At 59.1% G+C, this 20,695-nt stretch carries 16 protein-coding genes and 2 pseudogenes; 9 read left to right on the top strand and 9 right to left on the bottom strand.

Annotated elements, in window-relative coordinates; genetic code table 11:
- Nucleotides 1–77 precede the first annotated feature (77 nt).
- Complete coding sequence (locus NLM33_RS35680) at nt 78–362, bottom strand: DUF3892 domain-containing protein (protein ID WP_027555922.1); 285 nt, start codon at nt 360–362, stop codon at nt 78–80.
- A gap of 741 nt (nt 363–1,103) precedes the next feature.
- Here NLM33_RS35680 and NLM33_RS35675 point away from each other — a divergent pair.
- Nucleotides 1,104–1,244, top strand: coding sequence for a hypothetical protein (locus NLM33_RS35675; RefSeq protein ID WP_254103161.1), 141 nt, complete (start codon nt 1,104–1,106; stop codon nt 1,242–1,244).
- 479 nt (nt 1,245–1,723) lie between these two features.
- On the opposite strand, the pseudogene NLM33_RS35670 reads toward NLM33_RS35675, so the two are convergent.
- Together NLM33_RS35670 and NLM33_RS35665 are read right to left on the bottom strand one after the other, a co-directional pair.
- A pseudogene (locus NLM33_RS35670) lies at nt 1,724–2,080 on the bottom strand (transposase); the annotation flags it as partial.
- 129 nt (nt 2,081–2,209) lie between these two features.
- Nucleotides 2,210–2,716, bottom strand: a complete 507-nt coding sequence (locus tag NLM33_RS35665) for a Spy/CpxP family protein refolding chaperone (RefSeq protein WP_254103160.1) — start codon at nt 2,714–2,716, stop codon at nt 2,210–2,212.
- A gap of 632 nt (nt 2,717–3,348) precedes the next feature.
- On the opposite strand from NLM33_RS35665, the gene NLM33_RS35660 reads away from it, so the two are divergent.
- Nucleotides 3,349–3,594, top strand: a complete 246-nt coding sequence (locus NLM33_RS35660; protein WP_254103159.1) for a hypothetical protein — start codon at nt 3,349–3,351, stop codon at nt 3,592–3,594.
- A gap of 25 nt (nt 3,595–3,619) precedes the next feature.
- Here the strand turns inward: NLM33_RS35660 and NLM33_RS35655 are convergent, their stop codons facing one another.
- A complete protein-coding gene (locus tag NLM33_RS35655; RefSeq protein ID WP_254103158.1) occupies nt 3,620–9,433 on the bottom strand; it encodes an AAA family ATPase in 5,814 nt (1,937 codons plus the stop codon).
- Between the two features lie 122 nt (nt 9,434–9,555).
- Nucleotides 9,556–11,259, bottom strand: a complete 1,704-nt coding sequence (locus tag NLM33_RS35650) for a recombinase family protein (protein WP_254103157.1) — start codon at nt 11,257–11,259, stop codon at nt 9,556–9,558.
- Between the two features lie 555 nt (nt 11,260–11,814).
- On the opposite strand from NLM33_RS35650, the gene NLM33_RS35645 reads away from it, so the two are divergent.
- The 4 genes from NLM33_RS35645 (at nt 11,815) to NLM33_RS35630 (ending at nt 13,913) form a co-directional block, all read left to right on the top strand.
- Complete coding sequence (locus NLM33_RS35645; protein WP_254103156.1) at nt 11,815–12,012, top strand: AlpA family transcriptional regulator; 198 nt, start codon at nt 11,815–11,817, stop codon at nt 12,010–12,012.
- Nucleotides 12,013–12,039: 27 nt separating this feature from the next.
- Complete coding sequence (locus NLM33_RS35640; RefSeq protein ID WP_254103155.1) at nt 12,040–12,456, top strand: hypothetical protein; 417 nt, start codon at nt 12,040–12,042, stop codon at nt 12,454–12,456.
- A gap of 136 nt (nt 12,457–12,592) precedes the next feature.
- Nucleotides 12,593–13,228 carry a hypothetical protein gene (locus NLM33_RS35635; protein ID WP_254103154.1) on the top strand — a complete coding sequence of 212 codons (636 nt, stop codon included), beginning with the start codon at nt 12,593–12,595 and terminating at the stop codon, nt 13,226–13,228.
- A gap of 514 nt (nt 13,229–13,742) precedes the next feature.
- Nucleotides 13,743–13,913: a DUF1508 domain-containing protein gene (locus tag NLM33_RS35630; RefSeq protein ID WP_254103153.1), complete on the top strand. Its 171-nt coding sequence runs from the start codon at nt 13,743–13,745 to the stop codon at nt 13,911–13,913.
- 16 nt (nt 13,914–13,929) lie between these two features.
- On the opposite strand, the gene NLM33_RS35625 is transcribed toward NLM33_RS35630, so the two are convergent.
- Complete coding sequence (locus NLM33_RS35625; RefSeq protein ID WP_254103152.1) at nt 13,930–14,112, bottom strand: hypothetical protein; 183 nt, start codon at nt 14,110–14,112, stop codon at nt 13,930–13,932.
- A 778-nt stretch (nt 14,113–14,890) separates the two neighbouring features.
- Nucleotides 14,891–15,202, bottom strand: a complete 312-nt coding sequence (locus NLM33_RS35620; protein WP_254103151.1) for a hypothetical protein — start codon at nt 15,200–15,202, stop codon at nt 14,891–14,893.
- Between the two features lie 40 nt (nt 15,203–15,242).
- Here NLM33_RS35620 and NLM33_RS35615 point away from each other — a divergent pair, with 40 nt between their 5' ends.
- From NLM33_RS35615 to NLM33_RS35605, 3 genes and pseudogenes are all read left to right on the top strand, one after another.
- On the top strand, nt 15,243–15,713 hold the full coding sequence (locus NLM33_RS35615) for a hypothetical protein (RefSeq protein WP_254103150.1): 471 nt from the start codon (nt 15,243–15,245) through the stop codon (nt 15,711–15,713).
- A gap of 85 nt (nt 15,714–15,798) precedes the next feature.
- Nucleotides 15,799–16,154 (top strand): annotated as a pseudogene (tnpB, locus tag NLM33_RS35610) (IS66 family insertion sequence element accessory protein TnpB).
- 401 nt (nt 16,155–16,555) lie between these two features.
- Entirely contained in the window at nt 16,556–17,635 is a 1,080-nt protein-coding gene (locus NLM33_RS35605) for a Ulp1 family isopeptidase (protein ID WP_254103149.1), read from the top strand.
- A 377-nt stretch (nt 17,636–18,012) separates the two neighbouring features.
- On the opposite strand, the gene NLM33_RS35600 is transcribed toward NLM33_RS35605, so the two are convergent.
- Both NLM33_RS35600 and NLM33_RS35595 read right to left on the bottom strand, forming a co-directional pair.
- The gene (locus tag NLM33_RS35600) at nt 18,013–19,146 is read right to left on the bottom strand and encodes a radical SAM protein (RefSeq protein WP_254103148.1); all 1,134 of its coding nucleotides are present in this window, start codon (nt 19,144–19,146) and stop codon (nt 18,013–18,015) included.
- Nucleotides 19,143–20,396, bottom strand: coding sequence for an APC family permease (locus NLM33_RS35595; RefSeq protein WP_254103147.1), 1,254 nt, complete (start codon nt 20,394–20,396; stop codon nt 19,143–19,145). The genes NLM33_RS35600 and NLM33_RS35595 overlap by 4 nt, the downstream gene beginning before the upstream one ends.
- Nucleotides 20,397–20,695: the final 299 nt, after the last annotated feature.

The following is a 20,695-nucleotide window of genomic DNA, read 5'->3' as shown; positions in this document are numbered from 1 at the left end:
GTACTTCATCGAAGCTAGCTTTCTTCCTAAAGAATGCGTACCGGGCGCAGTTGGCTGAGCTGCTGTCAGTCGCGGTGTCACGGACACTCAGCGAGCAATAGAAGATTGTCGGGATGAATGTCGTCCGCCGCTGTCTTGAGGTACTTGTACCCCTCGTGCGTGGCGCACACGACATCAACCCTGCGGCCGTTTTCTTCGACATAGAACTCCCACTCGTTGCTCTCGATGTCTCGGATAGCCTGATCGATGGATCGCTTCCACGGCGTTCCGTCGGGGTTTACCCCGCCAACATGTGAGAGTCTTTCGTGAGAGTTCCTTCTGTCTGTCGTGTTGATGCAGCGAATGCGTGCGCGTTTGGCCATTCACGTCTCCTGAATCTGGCAAAAGGCTGAGGACCAGCCTAGTCCACAACGGTTGGATTAGGCGGCCACCAATCCTGATAGGTGCTTGCGGTACTTCTCCACGATGCAAATAGGTACCATCCTAGGGAATTGAGCTTCTCGGGGAAACGAGGTGGTCAGCTTTGCTAGTCCAAGGGCAAAGGCCACTAAAGTTTGCGGCGCGTGGTAGGGGCAGTGCTTCAGGGGTCTGGTCTCGCCACTACGCGAGCGCCGAGTCACCGCCGCAAACTTCGCTGGCAGCGCGGGTGCGGTAGGGACAGCGTCGGGTTCGCACTCCTCCAAGGCGCCGTGTCACCTCCGCTGCCTCCGTCCCAGGAGGTGACGGACGGCGATTTCGCGAGCAAGCGCCTCATCGATCGCCGCCGGCGCCACGTCGCCGCCATCCCCCACTCACGCCCACGGAAGGTACAGCGCGACGAACAGTACCAGGACGATTAGAGTGCATGCCCACGCGATCAATAGCGCCTTATCCATCGGCCGATTCCGATCGGTCTCCTCGGCCGCCCGCTTGCATCTGAGCGGTCCTTAGCAAGCCGACGCGCTTTCAGCTCCACCATCGAGCGCTCAGCCTGCTACACTTTGCACTGCAAAGGCCATCTCTGCCCCCACCAAGTCTGGTAGTTGAGACGACCGCGTCAGGTTGCAAGGCTCCAGCCCCCCTTCAAATCTATCGATCATAGTGGCGATGCCGGAGGAAGATTGATGGCTCGTTTTCAATACTTCGTCACGCTCCACAAAGGTCAGTGGATGGTTGCGCTCAATGGCGAGCATTTCGGCCCGTACGCTACCCTCAATTCCAACCAATCCTGCGACGGGACCGCCGTCGGCGATCACCGGTCCTGAGAGAACAGTAGCGCAACACCAGTCGTTATTGCATTTTGTTGGGCAAGGCGACTGGTCGGACCAGAAAGTACTGACCAAGGCCCGTTAGCTCGTGCTGCCAATCGAGCCCCACGCGAGAGATTGAAGCTTGGATACGGCCTTTCCCAAGACAGGGCGGTACGGGTTGGAGCGCAATGACGCGGCCAATTGCGTTAGCCGCATCGAAGCGAGGCTTGCCTACTTTGAGAAACTCCTTAGGTTAGCCGTTTACATCGAGGCGATGAAGCCCTCGCAGTTCGAAGATTTTTTCCTTCCTTCACGATAACGGATTTTCTCCTCGGTCACGCGTTGCCGACGGGCTTGGCCAATGTCTTTCAAGATTTGGGATGCCGGCACTTTTCCGGCGCGGATCTCTGCTCCATCTTCGCTACGATGAACCAGAAATCCCCGTTCGGAGCGTCCTTATGACTCAAAGCCGACGGCGAACGCCACGTTACCTAGCGCGATAGCGTCGGCTGCGAACACAGATCACGGCCAGTGTCCGGCAGCCGGCCGCAGGCCAGCTTGAACGCCGGATCGCCGCGTAACCGATCGAGATCATTGCCATCCTCGTAGCCGCACGCGATGGCGAAGATGCGGGCGCGGATCATATTCCCAAGGCTGTGCACGATGCGTCCCGGATCGCGCCGCTCGGGAAATACGCAGGACAACTTCGCGGCCAAGCCGAGGCGCTGGTCCGCCATGGCCAGAAGCATGACGCCACCATCCGACGTCAACCTGCCGCCGTCAAACGCGGCTGTGATCTTCTTGCGGGAAACGGCTGGAAATGAGAACGGTAGACTCGTATTGTCGGTCATGGCGAGTGTGGCGGCGGCCGCATGCGCGGAGGGTGGGTGTCAGCAACCGAATCCTACGCCACCTCAGCGGCTTACGCCACGCACGCCAGCCTCTCAACAATCCGCTGATGAATATGACAGGCTAGTCTTTTACTCGTCATCATCTTCGGAATCGATACGATGTTCAATCCTATCTCGTATTCCGCGTGTGGCGACGAGTGTCACGAAAGCCATCCTCTTCTTCTGCTCCTGGCTTAACGTCTTATAGAGTGGCTCCCAAGCATCGGCGAGCTTCTTGAGATCTGAAGCACGTTGGCTTAGTGACTCAGCCCGACGCTGCATCAGCTGAACCAGATTGCGTTCGTGCAGAGCTTCCGGCGAGCTGCTATCGCGCAGTTCCGCCACCCGTTCCCATCGAGCTTGCCGGTTTTTTGCCCTGGCCCGTATGGCATCCTCCACGGCCGGCCAGTACTTTTCCTGGTCGGGTGTTAGCTGCAAGGCAGCCTTGATTGTTGCCACACGCACATCCGTCAAGGCGTTCAGGTCGGTAACGCTAGGATGCGTCACTCCGACAGAGGAAGACGTCTCTGCCGCGTACGCTAAGGGTGACGCTGTTACGAGAACCGCAGCTGCTGCAACGGCTATTTTCTTGATCATCGCAAACTCCTGGATTGCCATGACGGAACGCTGCACCTAAGACGACGGAAACTGGTTGATATAGATCAACAATACATTCACAGGTTGGTGAACCTCTATAAGCTCTCTAGACCCTATGTTTGCCCTCTGAGGTGACGGGCGGCCCGCCCCGCGACAAGCTCCATCGAGGGTTGCGCCGGATGGTCCGGCGCCGAGCCTCAAGCATGGGGAGCGGGCCTGATGAACAATAGCTGTGTTTCGGCGTGGGGTCTCGACCATGATCAGCATAGGGGTCCCGTCATCTCAAATCAATGAAATCAACGGCCTGAAAGGGTCTCGACGACGCCGATGGGGGGGCAATGTTCGATCAGCATTCACACCGGGCGCGGCTTGAGGCGTTGCGCACGGGCGACGGACGACTACTGCCGGCTCACTCGCACTACATTCGCCACAGTCGACCCTTGTCGCGCGTCGCTTCCACGCATCGGAGGCGCGGTGCAGCCTGCATTCTACGAAATCAGCTTTCGTTAACTTGGGACGTAGCCACGCCACGGCATTTTGAGCCGAGCGCAGGCCGCATCGAATGAGTTGGCGATCCTGCTGGCAACCGCAATGCGATTCCGAAGAGGCGAACTCTCCGACTCCATTCGTTCTTGTCGCCCTACGAAGCCGTCCATACGGATGTCGTCGTTAATGGATCAGCCAAGTCTTTTGATTGGCGTCGGGATCGCTTGCCTGAGGCCGGGATCCAAGCCAGCGTTTCGGATAAGCCTACGGACATCATCCAGGCCGGCATTGTCGGCGTCGGCCTGAGCGACTTCTATGTCCAGTTCTTCAACGGGCTGATCATCATTCTGTCGCTGCTCGGCCATCGCTGGAATCAGATCCGCTACCGATGATGACATCAGAGGTCCGGCAACCAAATCAAGACGCGTTGCCCGGGTGGGCAGGCACCGTGAAATGGAAGATCGCGCCACGGGGCGCGTTGGCGGTCACCCACAAGCGACCGCCATGTGCTTCGACAATCGACCGACAGATCGAGAGTCCCACTCCCAGACCGCCGGGCTTGGTCGTGTAGAAGGGCTCGAAGACGCGCTCGAGACTGCCGGGGACCAATCCTGGTCCCGAATCCTTCACCGCGACCTGAACGCTTTCAGGCTCGACCTCAGCGGTGGTGATGACCATCTGTCGGCTTCCATCCGCGACCGGGCCCATCGCTTGGATAGCATTGAGAATCAGGTTGAGGACCACTTGCTGCAATTGGACGCGATCGCCCTCGACGAGTGGCAGATTTTTCGCGGGTTCTGTCTGCACCGAGACGCTGTTCTTCAGCGCCTCGCTACGGCTGAGCTCAATTACGTCCCGGATCGCCTCGTTAATGTCCAAGCGATCCTTCCGCGGCGGTGCTCTTTTGACGAGATCGCGAATCCGGCCGATGATATCGCTGGCCCGATCGCTGTCCTTCACAAGGCAGCCGAGCACTTGCCTGGCTCTCTCAACCTCCGGCGGGTTTCTACCTAAGAATCGCAGGGCGGCATCGGCATTCATCGATGCCGCGGCGATCGGCTGACTCACTTCATGGGCGATCGAGGCCGTGAGCTCGCCCATGGTGGCGAGGCGGTTCGCGTGCGTTAGCTCCTTCTGCACCTCCCGCAAGGCCTCCGCAGCGCGCTTGCGCTCAGTGATGTCCCGCGCAACGCCGCGGTAACCAACGAAGTGCCCCGCTTTGTCGAAGACCGGCAGCCCGGAGATGGACGCGTAGCGCTTGTCGCCGTCCGGCGTAGGCCGCGCCAGCTCGAAATCCCGGAACGGCAGGTGGGCATCGAGCGCCTCCCGGTGCTTGCGCCAGGCGTCCGCATCAGGCTCCAAATAGGGCACTTCCCACCGCGTCTTACCGATTTCATAGCCAGGCGCCGGAGCGTCGGCAAAACCTGCGCCGAACTCCTGGCGGGTGAAGCGGTGCTGCGCATCGGATTCCCAGTACACGTCGAAGGAGAATTGGACGAGGGTACGAAAGCGCTCCTCGCTCTCACGTTGTGCCTCTTCCGATCGCTTGCGCTCCGTCAGGTCGACGACGAAGCAGACGCCCTGCTCTCGTTGCTCGTCAAAGGCAGCCATGCCGATCAACACGGGCACACGGCTGCCGCCCTTGCGGAAATACTCCTGCTCGAACGGCTGCACCGTCCCGATCATCTTAAGCTCCGGGATCCACAATCGCTCTTGGCGCTCGAGCCATTCCGGCGGCGTAAGGTCGGTCCAGTGCAGGCGGCCCAAGATGAGATCCTCACGGTCATATCCCACGATGCGGAGAAACGCATCATTGGCGTCCAGAATCTGACCTCCAAGCTGCCAGATGGTGATTCCGATGACGTTGGCATCGACGAGGCGTCGGATCTTTGCTTCGCGTTCGCTGACATCGCGGTACAGCCGCGCGTTTTCCAGCGCGATCGCCGCCTGTGAAGCGAGCAGCTTCAGTACCGCTACTCGCGCCGGCGCGAAAACATGGGGCGTCAATGTGTTCTCGAGGTAGAGCGCGCCCACCAGCTTGGCGTGGTTGACCAAAGGTAAGCAGAGAATGGAACGAGCCTGGCGCTGACCAACATAGGGGTCCGTCGCAAACGGAGGCTGGACCGTGGCATCGTCGAGGATGGCGCATTCGCGGGTTCGCAGCACGTAGTGGAGAACCGATTCCGGAAGCACCGCCGCCGTCACGAGTACCTCGCGCAATTGTACGATAACCGTGTCGCCGCTGGTCGTGGCTTCCGCCCCGATGCGCGGCTCGGCGCCTTGCGACAGAATCAACAATCCTCGCTCAGCACCTGCCTGTTCAACGGCCGTGCGCATCAGCGTGTCGATGAGCTTCTCCAGCACCATCTCACTCGACACCGCTTCCGAAACCTTGATGACGGTCGCGAGGTCGAGATTTTCGACCGGTTCCCCTATCGTGCTAATGGAGCCGGGCTCTGGCCTCTCCTTCCTGAGGTGCGGGAACGTGTCCTCAAGTTGCCGCACTTTGCCGTCGGCCCCCCAACGCGCGTAGTTGTCGCGTGCGTTCCGCAGATAGAGATGCGCGATATCATCGAAGCCACGCGCGGCGTGGAAGCGCGCGGCCAGTTCGTAAGCGAGCGCCTCATTCTGCACGAAGCCGTTGTCACGCGCCGAACGGATGGCCTGTTCGTAGAACCGCTCGGATTCCAGTTCACGCTCCTCGAGACGAGCGATCTCGGCGGACACGAGCAAGTATCTGTTCGAGAAGGTCGCGGGGCAGCTTTCGGCCCATTGCCGAAGCACATCGAGGTTTGTCGTAAGCGCCGCGCGGATTTCGGTTTGTTGTTCTTGCGGGGTCTGGCGAAACACCGCGGCGAGCGCGAGTGAATGGTAGAAGAAGTAGTCGACCGATTGGATATGGCAGCGAACCGACCAGAGAATCGGTTTAATTTTCGCGGCATGCTCAAGCGCCGCCGCCGGGCTGCCGAGAAGAAATTGCCGCTGGAGTTGGAGAATCCAATGATAACCAATGACGACGGCGATTCCGCCCTCTAGCGCGCGCCCTTCGATTTCCGCCTCATCCAACGGCGGATCGCCGCGAAGACTTTGAATGAAAGGCTGCATGCTAGAGATAATAGCTATGACATGGCGAAACTTGAGGCCCCTGACGAAATTCAGCGACTTTACCAATTCAAGCCAGATCTGCTCAAGATTATCGCCACGAGCAATAAGATCCGTTAGGCGATGCTCCAGGCTGTAACAGGCATAAATGTTCTCGCCTGTTTCCTCGGCGTATCGCAGAGCCGTATCGAGGCAAGTCAGGGCGGTTCCAATCGGTCGAGTCCAGAGAACCGCCATCTGCATCGAAAAATATGCCCCCACCTTTTGAGCCGTGAAGGCATATTTTTCGGCGACATCGATGGCTAGTTGGCCAAACTGTTCCCCCTCTTTGTAATGATGCAAGACCGGGCCGAGAATGGCCATCCATGCGTAGCCTATCGTCGAGGATTCGCTTGTGCCGTGTCGCAGAGATAGATGCACCATCCTGCAGGCGACCATCTGGCAGAGATAGGTGTCCCTGAAGTAGGCTGAACGACAGAGGGCCGCCAAAATATTCATGACGGCAAACATCTCCGGATCGTCCGTCAGGGGCAGATCGATAAGGCTCCCTATCGATCGCTCGCCGATGTCTCGCAGCACGCCATCATACTCTTCCCGAACCTGCTCCTCAGCCGGCCGCTCCGGCAACTCCAACCCGAACATTTGCAAGCATTCGAGCGCAGTTCGGACTGCCGAGGAATTGTCGCCTTGCATCAATCGGAGGACCATCTCCAACCGATAGGCTTCCGCCCGATCGATCTTTGACCGGGCTTTGCGCAGCAACTCCTCGATCAGTTGCGCGGCCGTTTCGAAGTTGGAGCGGAGGAGCTCACAGTCGGCGCGTTCGAGGCAAAGACCGAACGTCAATGCGTAGCAGGCCCGCCACCCCTCCTCAGCCAACAATGCCGCGCCGGCGGAGAGATAGCTGGAGGCGGAGTTGTAGGCTGTCGAAGCCTTGGCCTTTTTTCCAGCATGCAGGTTGAGTTCGGCCACGCGCTGCTTTTCGGCCCAATCGGAAACCAGTGAAGAGCCAAGGTTGAACTGGTTGACCAGATCAAAGATCTTCTTGCGGGTCTCTTGCTCAGGCATCCCCGCGACCAGGCGGCGGCCGATCCGCAGATGGACTTCGGGGCGCAACGCGACTGGGATGAGCGCGTAGGCGGCTTCCAGAACGCGGTCGTGGAGGAACTTGTAGGCGTCGTCCAGGCGCAGGACGAGCCCCGCGCGAATGGCCTCCGAAAGGGCCGCATGGATCGGCCCTTCCGATGTCTCGTAAACCGTTTTGAGGGTGGCGATGTCGGCGCTGTTCCCCAGGCACGCCAGCTGTTTCAAGGCTTCCTGGGTGGCGTCGGGCAAGCGGCTGAGCTTGCCGACCATGAATTCCACGACGTTATCGGTGTAGCCCTTGGCTCGAATGCCGGCCAGATCCCAGGTCCAGGCCGCGGCGCCGGGGTCGAAGACAATGAGGCCCTCGCCGGCCAGCGCGGAGACGAACTGGATGGCGAAGAACGGATTTCCGGTGGTCTTCTCCTGCACCAGCTCCGCCAGAGGCTGAGCGCGCGCTCGATCGCAGCGCATCGTATCGCTGATGAGCCGGCCGACATCGTCCAGGGCCAAGGGCTTCAAGACGATCTCATGAATCGCGCCCCCGCCTTTGCGAATCCCTGATTGCATCCGCATGAGCGGATGGGTCGGACCGACCTCATTGTCCCGGTAGGCGCCCACGAGAAAGAGGTGTCGAACGTCCGGATGAGTGGCCAGATGCTGAAGGACGTCGAGCGTTGCTGTGTCATGCCATTGCAGATCGTCGAGAAACAGAGCCAGCGGATGCTCAGGCCGAGCAAAGACGCCGAGGAACCGCCGGAACACAGTTTGGAAGCGCGCCTGCATTTCTTCAGGCGAGAGATCCGAAACCCGCGGCTGCTTGCCGATGACCAGCTCGAGCTCCGGGACAAGATTAACAATAAGCGCGCCGTTCAGGCCCAAGGCCTCCTGAAAGCGGTCCCGCCAGTGGCCAAGCTCGGCCTCGCTCTGTCCGAGGATCGGGCGGACAAGGCTCTGGAGAGCTTGCGCAAGCGTGGCGTATGGGACGCCGCGCTTGTACTGGTCGAACTTTCCGGCGGCGAACAGGCCGCGCGGCGGCACCAGGGATTTGTGCAGCTCGTTGACCAGCGCGGACTTGCCGATGCCGGAATAGCCCGACACCAGCACCAGTTCGGGCGGGCCGCCCGCCACCACCCGCTCGAAGGCCGCCAGCAGTTCCGCCACTTCCCGTTCGCGGCCGTAGAGTTTCTCGGGGATGCGCAGCACGTCGGGGATATCGGCCGCGCCGGGGGCGAAGGGCGTGATGTCGCCGACGCCCTCCCATTCGGCGAGGCAGCGCTTCAGGTCGGCCGCCAGACCGGCGGCGGTTTGGTAGCGGTCCTCTGCGTTCTTGGCCAAGCATTTCATGACGATGGCTGACAAGGCCGCGGACAGGCCGGGAACCCGCTCCGCCGGCGGTGTCGGCCGCCGGGCGATGTGGCAATGCACCCAGTCCATCGGCTCCGTGGCGGTGAACGGCAGGACGCCGGTGAGCATCTGGTACAGGATGACGCCCACCGCATAGAGGTCGCTGCGGGCGTCGAGCGAACGGTTCATCCGTCCAGTTTGCTCGGGCGCCATATAGGCGAGTGTGCCGGCGATCACCTCGGGCGGGTCGGGCGTCTGGCGCTCGCGGGGCAGTCGGGAGGCGATGCCGAAGCCGGTGAGCCGCACCCGGCCATCCGCACAGTTCACGAGGATATTGGCGGGCTTGAGGTCTTTATGGATAAGCTCACGTTGGTGGACCTTGCCCAGAGCCGTGGCGAGGCCGATCGCGAGGCGCAGGAAGCGTTCCACCTCGACAGGCCCGCGGAGCAGCACGGCGAGCGGCTCGCCGCCCGGATCCTCCAGCAGCAACATCATCCGGCCGTGCTCGCGCACCAGCTCCAGCGGCCGCACCGCCCATGCCGCGTCTAGCCTATCCTTTAAGCGGTACTCGTGGGCGAAACGATCAAGGGTCGCCGGCGTCGGATGCTCGGCCGCAGGCAGGACGGCAAGTATGCCGGCGCAATCGCGATCTGCGCGTCCAATGCCTCGGCACAAGATGCGCTCGCCGTCCTCCCACAAGACTTCTAGGTGCTCATCGCACTCAGCACCGAACTGAATGGGCGCTTTCAGTGCAGTACTCCGTCGCGAAGTTGGATGTTATCGTCGGGTACGAACTGGCCAGCTCCAAGGCCTGCAGCAGCTTAGCCCAGATCGGCTATTGAAGAAACTCGTAGTTCGCTGGCGACTGCCGCGTCAGTGAGAAATCGTTCGTGAGTGCGTCGATTGGATGAGATACCGTAGGTTCGGCTGGTGTGGGAAAGGCGGTAGCGCTCCCCCGCTACCAACGCTTCCCCACCCACGGCACGCTTCAAGAACGGTGCCCCCAACAGTTCCTGCAAACGGCCCTTTATCTCCACGTCGAAGGCCCCCTTAACGCCCGGCTGGGCGTGTACCACTACGCTATGAATGAGCCGCCGAAGGGGCGCGATCAGCTCGGGGCGCTCACTGGCGTCTTGGTCGTCGAGCGAGCTACGCATAGCCGCAATGTCGTCCAAATAGTTCTTAATCGCGGCCGGGTGGACCGCGACCGGCTTACCCTTGTCGTTCGCGGCGGTGAGCTGCTCTTCGATTGACAGTCTTTCAGTCTCTAAGGCTCTCAGTTTCGGCGCGATTACGTCGGCCGGAGCACCCTGGGCAATTGCGTCCACGAAGCGCTCAGTCTCACGCTTGATCTGCCCGGCTCGGATTTCGAGCTTGGCGCGGTCCCTGGCCGCTCCGCTGGCAAGCTGGCGGCGTTCATCGTTGTAGACATTGAGATAGTGCTTCCAGTACCCGGGGTCCTTCAGAACCTCGCGCAGCCCTTCGAGCACGGCCGCTTCGATCTTATTGCGGTTGACCATGCGGCTATTCGTGCATGATCCGCTCTCGCGATAGGTCGAGCACTGTACGCGCGGCTCGCCACGATGCAGGCCCACAGAGCCCATCCCACCCCCGCAGACGGGACAGCGGAGCAGGCCACTAAGCAAACGAGGCACGCGATGCATGGTCGGCTTGACGATGCTGCGGCGCTTAGCGCGCACGGCTGCCCACGTCTCATCGCTGATAATGCGGAGGTGGGACGCTTCAGCCCGCTTGTGCTTTGCCGGGGGATTGGGACGCGAGAGTCTTTTGCCAGTGGTCGGGTCTTTGACCATGCTGACTTTGTTCCAGACGATTTGCCCGATGTAGATTTCGTTTTGCAAGATGCCGTTGCCGCGCTGTGCGCTGCCTTGGATCGTCGACGCGTTCCAGCGCAGGCCGCTGGGAGGCGCAACCCCATCCTTGTTTAGGCGGCCCGCGATGTCGCGCACAGTGCGACCTTCAATGTACTCTTTGAAGATGCGGCGGATGATTGCCGCTTGCTCTTCGACAATCTGAAGCTCGCCCGGTTTGCCGGGCATAGGCTGGTAGCCGTACGCCTTGCCGCCTGCGCGCCTGCCGTCGCGGATGACGCCTTCCATGCCGCGACGCGTGTGCAGCACAAGGTTCTCAATGAACATCTCGCCCATGAGCGCGCGAAGCGCACCGTCAAGCTTGGTGACCTTGCCCGTGGCGGTGTGAACCGTGATACCGAGAAATTCGAATCTTTTTCGCGCGTTGTGCCAATCGCCTTGATCGCGAGAAATGCGGTCGATGTCCTCAGCGACCAGAACATCAAAGCCCTTTGCTTCCGCCGTCCGCATCAGCTTTTTGAAACCGGGGCGGTTGGCGATTGAGCTGCCAGAGATTGCCCGGTCTTCGAAGGTCCCAACGACTTTCAGCCCTTCGCGCTCGCATAGCTCTCGGCAGAGCGCGATCTGATCTTCAATCGAATTCTCATTCTGGTTTTCGGAAGAGAAGCGGGCGTAGATCGCGGCGCGAAGCATCTCAGTTCAACCCCGTGGGCGGTCCCTTGGATTGGGCCTCATGGTCCTTTCGAGCCGCGTACCGGGCAAGGGCCTCCACGAACGCGAGCACGTCAGGGTCAAGCTTACCTCGCCCCTGGGGGGCGGGTAAACCTGCCGTGGTCCGTCCACAGTTTTGTAGGGGCTCTGCTGCCATCGCCTGCCGGGGGTGAAATATCGCCCCCCACTAAGCGACGGCTCTCTGGAAATCGTCAACTTAATGGACAAACCGCGGGCATTCAGGGGGGGCTTCCTGGGAAAAAAAGTTGGCCCGGCTGTCCAAAAAGCCCCAAAACGCCTGTCCATTAAGTTGAGCTTTTCTGACGTGCTGTGAAATACTCTGAGCATGGTCGAAATGCGATGGGATTCATCCGGTCGCACGACCATTGCGGTGGGCCACAGATGTATCGGCGCTGAGCGCTGGACGGGCACCTAGTCGACCGCGTCTTTAAGCCCCGTCCCGGTCCTGCCGGATCAACAGCAATCTTGAAGAGACAACACGCCCCGAGCGGCTAGCGCCCGGGCGAAGGAGAACTCATGAGTAAAATCCTGAGCGCGGAAGCGCTCAAAGAATACGCCGACTTTGACGAAGTGCTCAGGCGCTACCCGGTCGGACGATCGACGATCATTCGTGCGGTGAACGCGGGTGGGTTTCCTGCCCCGTCACTGGTCAACGGAAAGACGCGTTGGCGAAAAGCAGACCTCGACGCGCACGACACCCGGAATAGCCAGTAACAGCCCCGCTATATTCGAGACGCCATTATGCCGAACTATTACAGTGCACGGTCGCTGTTTGACGACCGCGAGACCCTGGCTCGCGGAGGTGAGACATCGTCACCCGCGCCGCTAACGATTGCTCCGACCGCTTCGAAGCGCCGTGAGCAGGAAGCAGATGCCGCATTGAAGCAAGCCGGTTTCGATGCCTCAGGTAAGCCTAGAAAGGTTGGCGTTGAGCAATACAAGAACCGACTACTAGCGTACGTAGCTGAGCAAGAGAGTGCTGGGTCCCAGGAGGTAATTGCGTCGGGCATCGAGCATTTGGCTGCCCGCCTCGACGCGATTTATGAAAAGACCTGTAAGGGCGTCCACGTTGACGTGTCGGAACAGGAAGCTCGATTGGCTGTCATTCACACCTATCTCTTTATCGGTGAAGTCGCGAAGAGCAGTGTTCAGCCGTAGGAGATTATCGTTGCGGAGCGAAAGCGACGAACGCGTTGGTTCGTGGCGGGCTCGCGCTCGAAAAAGGAAGATATGGTATAGCGGCAAGCCGGGCGAGTGCTCGGATGACGCGAACAAGGCATGGGGCAATCGCTAAATGAATTGGCTTCAGTTCATTGACAGCATGATAGGCCATTTGATTTGGCCTGCTGTTGTGCTCGTCATCGCATTCGCTGTCCGCAAGCACTTAGGTTCGCTAGCCGAGCGTGTTCTAGAGCTAAGTTTCGGCGGCGCGACCGTGAAGTTCGGACAGTTGCTTTCTAGAGGAACGGACATAATCGAAGAGTCACAGGGGCCGCCGCCCCCACTTCCGCCGCCAGATGAGTCAAAGCTTCACTTAGAGAAGAGCGCGGCCGAAGCTGCTATGACCGGCGGATTATGGTCAGCCAACTTCGACAGATTTGTAGAAATGACGTCGAGTCGGACGCTATCGATTCGAACTGTATTTGCCGCATTTGAAGAAACAGAACGAGTGCTCAATGAGCTAGGAGACGCGCTCGGGATTAAGGCGAGGGGCGTGACGCTAATGGAGATGCTCTTGCGTCGGGGCTACGTCACAAAGGATTTGATCGTTCTTTACCGAAGCTTGAGAAATGCGAGGAACGCGATAGCTCACGGAGAGGCAGACATGCCAAACGAGGCTGAGAGTCTCGAGTTCGTGCGGCAGGCGAACTTCCTGCAAGCTAGGCTCGCGCTCGCGCTGGACGCGGTCAGAGCAGGCAAATCGGAATAAATCGGTGGCCCAAGGTGACGGGCGCTGCCCCGTTTCAATTCTCACGCGGTAGCTTCGCGATCTCTCGACGAAACATGATCTCGATGCACCGAGCGCAGATCAGCTCTCCGTGGCCTGCCGGTGATGCGAGAATGACTCCCCTCAAGTTGTATCGGCGAATGGTCTCCCTTGCACCTACCAGGATTGGTTGATGCCTTGCGGTACTTCTCCGCGATACTACTTAGTAGCCCCCTTGGGAATTGAGCCTCTCGGAGGGCCAAGGCGGTCAGCTTTGCTAGTCCAAAGGGGTGAGGCTGGCCACCAAAGTTTGCGGCGCGTGGTAGGGACAGCGCTTCACGCGAGCGCCGAGTCATCGCCGCAAACTTCGCTGGCAGCGCGGACGTGGTAGGGACAGCGTCGGGCACTCTCTCGCGCATCTCTGACTGGCGCCGAGTCACGTCCGCGCTGCTTTTTTTTTGCGGTTTCCCCCTATTTGTCGCAGATGTGCGCGGAAACAACTCGGGAGGTCGAGGCCATGTACTTCTATCTGTACCAGGACGCGGGTAAACAGTGGCGTTGGACGTTGCACGCGGGGAACGAACGCAAAATCGCCAATTCCGGCGAGGGCTATCACAACAAAGTTGATTGCCTTGCTGCCATTGAGCTTGTGAAGAGTACGGACGCCAATACTCCCGTGCGGGAGTAACGCCGCGAGGATGATCTCAGAGAAGGCCGCCCATGTGCTCCGCGATAGCATTAGTCGCTTCGCGCTTCTCATCGAACATATGCCACCGGGCGTACGCGCCAGTCACGCCCTTGTCGTTGTGGTTCAACAGGGCCTTCACGTAATCAACGGGCAGGCGTGCTGCCTGCACGATGGTCGCGGTGGGTCCTTCGGAGACCATGCGGCGGGAAGTGCGCCAGCCCCTTGCTAGGCCACCCGGTAAGTCTTTGAAAACAATGGCTCGAATTGGGTGGGGGACCGTTCGTAGCGCTCCCCCGCTACCAGATCCAGCGCAACCCATTGATTTTCCGAAGTCTGGCCGATCGAGACTTACACGCGAGGGATGTCTCATAGATACATCCTGGGGCGCGGTTGATCAATCGCACCTAGTTCGACCGCGACTGCCGCGCGAGGAGGACCGTCGCCGCGTTCCAGGAGTTAGGCTTTCCGTTCTGTGACCGGGCTGGATAGCCGAGGGCGCGACCGGGGGTCTTTGCGACCGCCGCCGGGCTTAAACCTTCAGGTCGGCGTCACATTTCTGATCCCCGCGAACATGATTCTCGTCTGAATCTGATCCAGGACTACCTCGTAGGGGTGACCTGCAAGATCGGGCGGATTCGGTATGTCCTGTGCGAAACTCGCGTGTGTGCGAACGCGTGAACGCGAAGTGGCCGACGCTTGGTCATATGCAACCTTTTGGGGCGTATCGAGTCCTTTGCGGACAGCTGCAGCGAGTGTTTCCAACACTGACGGCTGCGGCGGAGCGATCTCACGGTCGGCATACAATTGCTTGGCTATCTCGCCCACAGCGCTCAAGACCAAATAGAGGCGCCTGTTAGCGAGCTTCAAGATCAAGTCGCGAGCTCGCGGGCAGCATTTTACTACCGCCGCCGCGACACCCAGCCGCGCCTCTATCTCTCGGTAAGGTCTGCCTTGTAACCAGAGCGACAGCGCGCCCTTCAATTTCGCGAACTCCGCAGCCGTTGGCGGCCCACCTTGTTTGGTTCCTCCATGCGCGCACGCACTGCGGTCAGTGGCTCGGCCGTAAGTCCGTGGGACGCGGCAATCGCGTAAACGTCCACGTTCGCATCCGCTCCCTCTGCGATGACTGCTTGGAGCGCCGTCACCTTCTCCTCGAACGCCTGCATCGCGTTCTGCCGCTCGGCGAGGTACTTGGAAAACGACCTGCGAACCAACGTAAGAGCCTTGGCCGCCGCCTGCTCGGGATCTTCCGCCGCTTGAATGCGGCTCACGAAATACCGCACGTCCAAGCTATTCGTATCCCCCGCTTGTATTCGATCGAGAACGCGGGTGATCGGGTCTGCGATAGCAACGCATTTTGTCATCGGCGGGCAACACGTTTCTCAGTTTGTCGAGCGCCACCTGGACCGGTCGCAGTTGCGTGTCGAAGGTCGCAATAGGCTCGGGAATGAGCAACACGATGCCGTTTGCCAAATGACCGGCGCGGCCGGCGCGCCCAGCGGCGTTCAGAATCTCGTGCGCCGCCAATGCCGCTCGACCGTCGTCATCGTGGTGTTTGTCCCCGGCCAGGATCGCGAGTTAATGGCATGGACCAGACCTGCGCGGAGATCGTCGCGAATCTCCTTTCCATGTTGCGGGTTTAACCGGGGACTGCTCAGTGTGTGGCGGCGCCAGGCGCGGCTCGTGTCGAGTGAAGCGCCGCAGTTCGTACAGGTCAGGCTCGACGACGCCGTCGAGGCTCGGCCGAATGCGATCGGCAAGCCTCGCGTGCTGACGGGGCCGGCCGAGCGGTCGAGGTGATGATCGCGGGCGCGACGCTGCGCGTGCCCTTCGGCGTCGACGCCGCGACGCTGGAGCGCGTGCTGGCGGCGGTGAGGTCGACGCGATGATCTCGTTCGGTCCAATGGTCCGTGTGTTCGTCGCGACGCAGCCGATTGACTTTCGCAAAGGAGTTCATGGCCTGGTCGCGCTGGTGGCGGAGGGGTTGAGCGGCAAAGCCCTACACCGCGACGTTTATGTCTTCCGATCGAAGCGGTCGGATCGTTTGAAGCTTCTCGTTTTTGACGGCTCGGGAATAGTTCTAGCGACGAAGTGGCTCGAGGATAGGGCTTCGCCTGGCCTCCTGTTCGCGAGGGCACGATGCTGGTGACGGGGGCGCAACTGGCGATGCTGATCGAAGGTCTTGCGGAGTGGTCGCGTGTGGTCCCGAAGGTGACGAAGCGGCCGACGAAAGTTGCCTGAATCGTCTTGTTTTGCCGGCGACTGCGAGTGTGTTCGTGTAGCTCTGCGATATGGCGCTTCGCCCTGAAGATCTCCCCTCTGACCCTGCGGGCTCTCGCCGAGATGGTGCTGGCTTTCGAAGGCGGAGAACGACGATCTGCGCGCAGAGATCGTCACATTGAAGAGCTTGATCTTCGGCGTGCGAGCGGAGACTATGTCCCTTCAATTTCAGCCAATCCCGCGACGGGACCTTTACGAGGACGTTGCCAATGTCACCATCGCGGTCGGTAAGTGCAGAGCCATCCGTGGCCTTCGGCGATCCTGCGCGACCTTCGCCTCCAGGGTTAAGGGGCGCTTTGAGCCGCTTGGAACTGCCATTCCAAGTATCGCACTCCGCGGTCGACATACAGGCTACCGTGCCAGTGGAAGACTTCACACATATCGTCGGCTTGGGATGGGATCATGGTTGCCAATCGGCGCCCGATGCCCTGATCGGTTCACTCCACAGAAAGTGCGTCTTGCCGGCGACACCGCTCCGGCCGCAGACACATTTTTACATCCATGGTCGGCCTTACACGACGAAGCTCGGGCAAGGGACAAAGGAGGCGACTCTAAACAATCCGCTTGGACTTCGCGTTACGCTCATTCCTGGACGCGGACTTCGATCTCACGAACCCGTAGGGGCGTTCATCGAAGACTTCCCGAAAAATGCGGAAAAGACATCGTCATCGACCGGGGCGGAGAGGTCTGCGACACGGACGTCGGATGGCAAATGCTTCGGACGGTGGTGGTGTTTTAAGTTAGGGCTTGGCAAAGCCTTCAAGGGGAGTCGTCGCAAAAAGTCGACCGTACGTCTGGGCCAACCGGATAGACAGGCGTCCGGATCTGGCATCCCGCCGCAGCGTCGGCTGAAGCTCGGCGCCACGGAATGGCTGGGTGACCAGCATATCACGGCGGATTACATGCTCCTGGAGCAAGAATGGCAGACCGACAATCCGGATCTGGCCGCGCGGACGCGGTTCGTGCGGCCTGCCATGGCCCACCTGCTGCGCTGGACCGAGTCCGAGTTCGAACTTCTGACAGCCCTGCAGGCGGTCGTCGAAGACGAGCACGAGAATGATACAGCCGACTTCCTGTTCCTGCCAGTGAGCGATGCCAGCGCTGCGGACCCCGCTCGCCGCGGCAAACATTGGTCGCTGCTGCTCATTGATCGCCGAGCACCGGAAGGGATGATTGCCTATCACTACGACTCCTTCGGAGGATCTAACAGCTCCATTGCAGAACATCTCTCAGGAAGGTTAGGTGCCAGACTACAGCCAGCGCGCATAGCTCAGCAGCAGAACAATTATGATTGCGGCGTCTTTGTGCTCGAGGCCACGCGGGCGCTGGTTGGACGATTGGCGCAGAGACAGCGACCTGATGATGAGCTGCTGTTGCACCTCGACAACCTCGTCGTCCGTCGGAAGGCATTGCAAGATCGACTCAGCGGTCGTGCACCTTAGCGTTGCGACGCCGAGTTCGAGAGGGCGCTTTACGTCAGCGCATTATAAAAGCGTCCATCATCATCTGTTCCGGGACGTTTATACGTGGGCCGGGAAGCACCGGACCGTCCACACAGCAAAGGGAGGGAACTGGTTCTGCTACCCCGAGCACATCGCCTCAAGCATGGATCAGTTATTCAAGAAGCTTGAGCATCCGGCTTCATCCGTTTCGCGAGGAGAACGGCAGATCGCAGTTGGCCTTTATGCATCTTCTCAGTCGCCATGCCGGCCACCCGCTCAACTTTACGCCAAAACATTCATGCCCGCGATAATCACGAGCTTCCTTGGCGATAACGGTTCGCTCAGGACGGAATTGCAAAAGCTTCTGAGACCCGCCGCTACTCGGTGCCGGCCTGCCGGGCTAGCCGACGATGAACGCCTCTCCCAGCTTCCTTCCACAGCATGACTTCGAGCTCTCCTGGGACATCGAGATGCTCAGGGAAATCTGGGAAGGGAATTGAATTTCCGTCACGCACGAAGATGGCGACATCGGTCTCGCTGTTCGTCTCGGTATAATGTTCTCGCCTCACCTTTCCACGATTGGAGTCGAACACAAAGCGCGTCGAGTTGATCCATGATGGTGAAAACAGGCTAAGTTGATCTGCAATGTGCCAGACGCGACCCAAACGCACGCGGAACGCCGCGGAGAAGTTGATAGGATCCGGAATGAAGATTGATAGATTGCGCACGCCCATCTCGTCGAGCCTTTCTAGCAGACGATGAAGTACTATTTGATGATCATTGGTGTTTCGCAGCAGCGGAAATTGATTGTAGAGCCTAATCTTGTGCTGTCGAAGATCGGCGATCTTTTCGGAGACTTCTTCGCAGATTTCGTATGGGTGCACGACGTGAAAGGTGACGCGAAGGCCGTTTTTCGCAAGGATACCGATCTTCTCTGCAGAGAGCGCTTTTGGTTCATACACGATCGCCCTTGTATGAATTCGGATTGACTTAACCGATGGAACCAATCGAATTGCTTCGATGATTGCCTCCAGCCGCGATGCTGGCAGCATCAACGGATCTCCACCAGACAGGATCACCTCAGTGACTTCTGGTTGGCTGCGAAGGTACTCAATCAGCCAGCGCAGGTCCGCATCTTGTTCATTTGGCTCGTCAATTAAAGCGTTCTCGCCAAGCATGTCCGTGCGGAAGCAATACTGACAGCTCCCAAAGCACTTCGAGGTAGTTAGAAAGAGTGCGCGATCTGCGTACTGTCGCACTATGGAGGTTTTGTTGGCGCGTCCACGTACATTTGATCTGTCATCAACGAAATACTTTACCTCGTTAGGTGCCCTCAATGAAATCCTGTCCTGCGTTGGAAAGGACAGTCGGTGAAGTGGCCCCAGATGATTGCCCAGCGCCGCAACTTCTTCCTTGATCTTCTTTTCATAGACCGGCGTGACTTTCACAGGTAGCAGGCCCTCCTTCATAGAGACGGCCCTGAACATCTTATTGATATGACGTTGATTCATAACAATCTCGTTCGATTGTTGCGGTTCGAAAAATAGGCAATGAGGGCAGTAGATGCAATATAAACGAGCGAAGACGTGGCGCTAAGCAAGATCGGCGCGGAGAAACTCACAATCAAGCCAGCAAGGAGCCACGAAACTAGTCCCCGCCGTAACCTAGCCAGCGCCATCGCCGAAATGACGTAAATGGCAAGCAAGTTCATTCCGGCCATGCGGAACATCATTTCGATATTTAGCAACCGAATCTGATCGGCGACCACGACGGCGATCAGAGACCCAGCCACGAAATATACACTGTTGCGGGGAGTGCCATTGCGCAAGTAACCGAGGCTGGCGGGAAGAAAGCCTTGCCCGGAAAGGTAAAGAACAAGCCGCGAGACGGCCACAACTGATCCGAAGAGATTGGCTGCGATCAGCGATGTACCGAGCACTGGAACCAGCCAGCATGGTGCAGCTGGCGCGACTTGCACAGCAGCCTGAAATACTGGTGCATCAAAGTTTGATTTGATGTCGGAGACATGCACGAGCGCTGCGCTGCCGATGTATACGCAGCAGACCAGAATGAACGCAAGGAACATTGCTGGGCCAAAAGTCCTTCTAGGATCGCGAAAGTCCGCGGACAAGTGGGACGCAGTCTCCGAACCGGCGAAAGAGAAGAAGATCAATGGAATCTGCTCTGCAATCGACGAAAGATTTGTCGGGCCACTGAATCGGACACCGTTAGTCCGCACCGCTAGCATGAGCAGGACAACGAGCACGCCCACCAAGAGAGATAATGACGAGCCACCCACGAGCCTTACGCTACCAGAGAGTGTCTCGCTACTGGACAGAGCAAAGCAGGCAGCAAGCAAAATGAATAGGGCGGCAAGGACATGAATATCCACTCTGGAGCCGGTCAATTTTTGTAGGTAGGTCGCCCCCACAATCGCGATAGATGGCAACCCCAATACCGCCGCTCCAAAAAAGAGTAGCGCTACCAGCCATTCTAGGTACCGGCCAAATGCAAGTTTGGCAAAGTATGCTACCCCACCAGTGCTCGGATATGTACTACCTAGAATAACCATTGTTATCAGGATCGGCGCAGAGAGTAGCGAGCAGGCTAACCAAGCGTAGATGCCATCCTTGCCGAGCTTTTCGAATACAAGTCCCGGGATCACAAGAATCCCGGATCCAAGGATCATCGTGACTATGAGCAAAAGACCTGAGATAAGTCCCAGGTGTCCCTTGAGTTCGCTCTGAAGCTCATCCTTCACGTCAATCCTCAGAAGAGAGGGCGTTCGCCGTAGGTCACGATCACCGCGACCCTCACATTTACCGCCTCTTGATCCTGCCGATGTCATTGCCGGTACGAAAGCGGAGGCATCGCTCGCCTAAGCCTGAGACCAATGGACGGCCCCCAGGATCTGGACGAAGAAAACTCGAACCGTGCCGCAAATCAGTTGAAGCGCAGAGGACACTGTAGAGAAGCATCCTCGTTGTTGTCGGCGATCATGTATTGCGGCCACTGGGCTTCTCCAAGAAGGCATGATCCAAGCAACGGGCTGTGTGTGAC

Origin of the sequence: Bradyrhizobium sp. CCGUVB1N3 (genome assembly GCF_024199925.1) — a bacterium.
In the GTDB taxonomy this organism is placed as follows: domain Bacteria; phylum Pseudomonadota; class Alphaproteobacteria; order Rhizobiales; family Xanthobacteraceae; genus Bradyrhizobium.
Note: the sequence above shows the minus strand (reverse complement) of the source record. Positions and strands in the feature narration are given on the sequence as shown.